Below are 3,712 nucleotides of genomic sequence, written 5' to 3' on the forward strand. Positions count from 1 at the left end.
TGTGATAAATTAGTATTTTTGAAAAGTGGGTTAGACAGTTGATTAATGAATATGACAAAACATTATCATCTGTTATTGCGGTTCAAACCGTTCCGGAAACTGAAACACATAGATACGGAATTATTGATCCATTATCAAACGAAGGAAGACGTTATCAGGTAAATCAATTCGTCGAAAAGCCATAACAAGGTACAGCTCCATCTAATCTAGCCATTATGGGACGCTACATTCTAACTCCAGAAATCTTTATGTTCTTAGAACAACAAGAACTTGGTGCAGGTGGAGAAATTCAATTAACCGATGCGATTCAAAAGCTTAATGAGATCCAACGAGTATTTGCATATGACTTTGAAGGTGACCGTTATGATGTTGGTGAAAAAATTGGATTCTTTTAAACAACCATTGAATTTGCAGTAAAAAATGATGAATTACGCACAGAAACAATAGAATTCAGGAGCATATATTATATAAAGAAAAACTAGCAAATATCGAGTAAAGGGGTAAGAAGAGGTGGCTGAGTTAGCAAAAACAGAAAATATCAGCGTTTCTAGAACCCTGGAATTATACAAAAAGAAAACATACATCGTATTGAAACGCTCAATGGATATTGTGGGTGCAATTATTGGTTTAACTATATTGAGTTTATTATTTATAGTCGTGAGTATTGCGATTAAAATTGAAGATCCAAAAGGCCCTGTTTTCTTTTCTCAAATAAGAGTAGGAAAAGGTGGAACAAAATTCAAAATGTATAAGTTTCGTTCCATGGTGTCAGATGCGGAAGAGAGACTGGCAGAGTTACTCAAAAGTAATGAAACAACCGGGGCAATGTTCAAAATGAAAAATGACCCAAGAATAACGAAGGTTGGAAGATTTATACGAAAAACGAGTATCGATGAATTTCCTCAGCTTTTTAATGTATTAAAGGGGGACATGAGCCTGGTCGGTCCGAGACCACCTTTGGTAAGAGAAGTCAAAGAATATACGGACTATCATAAACAAAGGCTAACGGTTACTCCAGGTTGTACAGGTCTTTGGCAAGTCAGTGGAAGAAGTAATATTGGTTTTGAAAATATGGTAAGGCTAGACCTTGAATATATTCAAAAACGCTCTGTCATGTTTGATATAAGAATTATTTTGCGGACCTTTTTGGTGTTGTTCGGATCAAAGGATGCGTTTTAAAGGAAGGGTGTAATGATAGATGAAGAAAGATTCCAGAATATACATAGCTGGACATAGAGGTTTAGTAGGTTCGGCTATTCTTAGGGGGGATAAGAAAAATAAAGTGAATAGAAAAGTTAAGGATGAAAAATAGATGTATTCATATATAGATAAAGAACTATATTTAGGTAGTGAAGTGGAACTTACAGAAATAATTGTTTCTAACATATTAAAAGGAAATAAAAAAGTATATTATGCGATTAACTCTGACTGTATGCTGAAATATTGGAATGATATTGAATATAAAAATATAATTGATCAAGAAGATAATTTAGTATATGTTGATGGAATGGGAGTCATTTTCGCTCAAAAATTATTAAACCTTCCGGTTGCGCAAGAAAGGATTGCAACAACAGATTTATTTCCCAACCTAATGGGGTATTTAGAATCAAATAATATTAATATAAGGGTGTTTTTATTAGGTGGGAAAGTTGGCACAGCAGAAAAAGTGAAATTTAATTTTAATAGGAAATATCCAAATGTTGAAATCGTAGGTACGCATCATGGCTACTTTGATAAGAGTGAGGAAAGTGAAAGGATAATAGATCTGATAAACAAATTAAATGTTGATTTGCTTTTCGTTGGTTTTGGGAATCCGATCCAAGAGAAGTGGGTAAACAAGTATCAAAATTCCATTAAAGTAAATGGTATACTAACCTGTGGTGGTTTATTTGATTTTTATTCTAACAATGTAAAAAGAGCACCACAGATTATGCAAGATATCGGTTTAGAATGGCTTTATAGATTGTTACAAGAGCCCAAAAGGCTATATAAAAGATATATATTTGGAAACATGAGTTATTTATTAAAACTTATAAAGTTAAAATTCTTTAAGTTTTAATAAAAATAGTACAGTTCGAAAATATATTTATCATATTTAGATTGATTAGGTTATATGATGAAATCTTTATATTTATACACTTAAAAGGAAGATAATAAGTGAGTAGCTGGAATCCTTTAATTAGTATTGTTATTCCTACTTTTAATAGGGGGAATATAATAAAAGAAACAATTTTTTCAGTAATTGAACAAACCTATAAGAATATAGAAATTATAATTATAGATGATGCCTCAACAGATGATACTGAGAAAGTAATTAACGATATATATGATAGAAGAATAAAATACGTAAAATTAAATAAAAACACATCTGGTACAAAACCAAGAAATTTGGGGATAAGTATTAGTAAGGGTGAGTATATTGCATTTCTTGATTCAGATGATTTGTGGCTGCCAAATAAGTTAGAAAGACAAATAAGATTTATTGAGGATTCAAAATTATCTAATAAACCTGTTATGTTTTTTACAGGTTTAATTATTAGAAATGGTAAAACTGAAGTATATAAAATAAATAATAATTATTCAAATGAAGATATTATGGACTATATACTCGTTGGAAACAATACAGTTCAGACGAGCACTTATTTAGTGTCAAGTTCAATTGCGAAAGAAACTTTATTTAATAAAAACTTAAAAAAACATCAAGATTGGGATTTTTGTTTAAGGTTACAGAAGAATAATGTTACATTTACTTATTTACCTGAATGCTTGACTATATGGAATGTTGATATAAAAAATAATAGATTAAGTAATAGTTACAAAAATGAGGATATTTCTTTAGTATGGTTTAATCAAAACAAAAAATATCTATCATTAAAAGCTCAATTAGCTTTCAAAACTATAATTTTAGTTGACAGATATATTAATGAAAGAAAAAAGATAAAAGCAACAGAACTTGCGTTAAATGCTTTTATTCATCGCAGTATTAATGTAAGTGTACTTACGAAAACATTAGTTAAAATTTATTTCCCAATAGGACTTCAAAACGGAATGAAAAATCTATATATGAAGATATTTATAAAAATATAGAATTGATTTTTATATTTTCTACTAATGGTTCATCAACAACCGTAGTGATAACTTCTTCTTTTTCACTATTTTCATCTGTATTAACTGTGGTTACTTCTTGTGGTTCTGTTTCTCCATCTGTAATGGATGCATCTGCTGCAACCATACAAAAAGATGGTAGTTAAAAGTAAGATTATATAGTTCATTTTCTTTTTCATTTCAGGATCTCCTATAATAGTTTCATAATCTTCATTTTAAAAATCTCGGAATGATAACATAGATTAACACTGTTAACCCATTGTTAATAGTACATTCTAAGATTATTCCTATCAACTATTATTAATATCCCAAAATCTTGATTTGCTTTTTCTTAGCATTTGCGACTCGAATCTACATTCGGATATAAATAATCATTCAGTTTATGAACTTCGGAATCTGACCCCCGCCAAGCGAATGAATATTAGGGTACTATTTTTTCACTTTCACCTGTTCTCATCACGAAATTACATTTCAATCAAACGTTTGATTGGCAGTTTAATGCAACAGGAACAAGAGTTTTCAAATTTAAACAAGCGCTTGTTTGAATCACTTTTTGAGTGAGTTAGAACCCCTGTTATAGTGATGAAATGTGATAAATTAGTATTTT

General features: G+C 30.2%; 4 protein-coding genes and 1 pseudogene. 4 read left to right on the plus strand and 1 reads right to left on the minus strand.

The genetic code is table 11. The features are described from left to right. Nucleotides 1-29: 29 nt before the first annotated feature. The 4 genes and pseudogenes from V7138_RS23050 to V7138_RS23065 all read left to right on the plus strand — a co-directional run. Nucleotides 30-392, plus strand: a pseudogene (locus V7138_RS23050) (sugar phosphate nucleotidyltransferase); the annotation flags it as partial. Between the two features lie 145 nt (nucleotides 393-537). Next, a complete protein-coding gene (locus tag V7138_RS23055) occupies nucleotides 538-1,179 on the plus strand; it encodes a sugar transferase (RefSeq protein ID WP_335402103.1) in 642 nt (213 codons plus the stop codon). A 133-nt stretch (nucleotides 1,180-1,312) separates the two neighbouring features. Continuing rightward, entirely contained in the window at nucleotides 1,313-2,059 is a 747-nt protein-coding gene (locus tag V7138_RS23060) for a WecB/TagA/CpsF family glycosyltransferase (protein WP_335402092.1), read from the plus strand. Nucleotides 2,060-2,157: 98 nt separating this feature from the next. Then, on the plus strand, nucleotides 2,158-3,087 hold the full coding sequence (locus V7138_RS23065) for a glycosyltransferase family 2 protein (RefSeq protein WP_335402095.1): 930 nt from the start codon (nucleotides 2,158-2,160) through the stop codon (nucleotides 3,085-3,087). On the opposite strand, the gene V7138_RS23070 is transcribed toward V7138_RS23065, so the two are convergent. Further along, entirely contained in the window at nucleotides 3,074-3,232 is a 159-nt protein-coding gene (locus V7138_RS23070; RefSeq protein WP_335402098.1) for a hypothetical protein, read from the minus strand. The genes V7138_RS23065 and V7138_RS23070 overlap by 14 nt on opposite strands. Nucleotides 3,233-3,712: the final 480 nt, after the last annotated feature.

The sequence above is a fragment of the Bacillus sp. JJ1533 genome, from assembly GCF_036965045.1.
Lineage (GTDB): Bacteria > Bacillota > Bacilli > Bacillales > Bacillaceae_L > Ferdinandcohnia.

Excerpts from the sequence above, each read along its gene's own strand:
- V7138_RS23060 (WP_335402092.1), top strand. The coding sequence starts at position 1,313 with ATGTATTCATATATAGATAAAGAACTATATTTAGGTAGTGAAGTGGAA.
- V7138_RS23070 (WP_335402098.1), bottom strand. The coding sequence starts at position 3,232 with ATGGTTGCAGCAGATGCATCCATTACAGATGGAGAAACAGAACCACAA.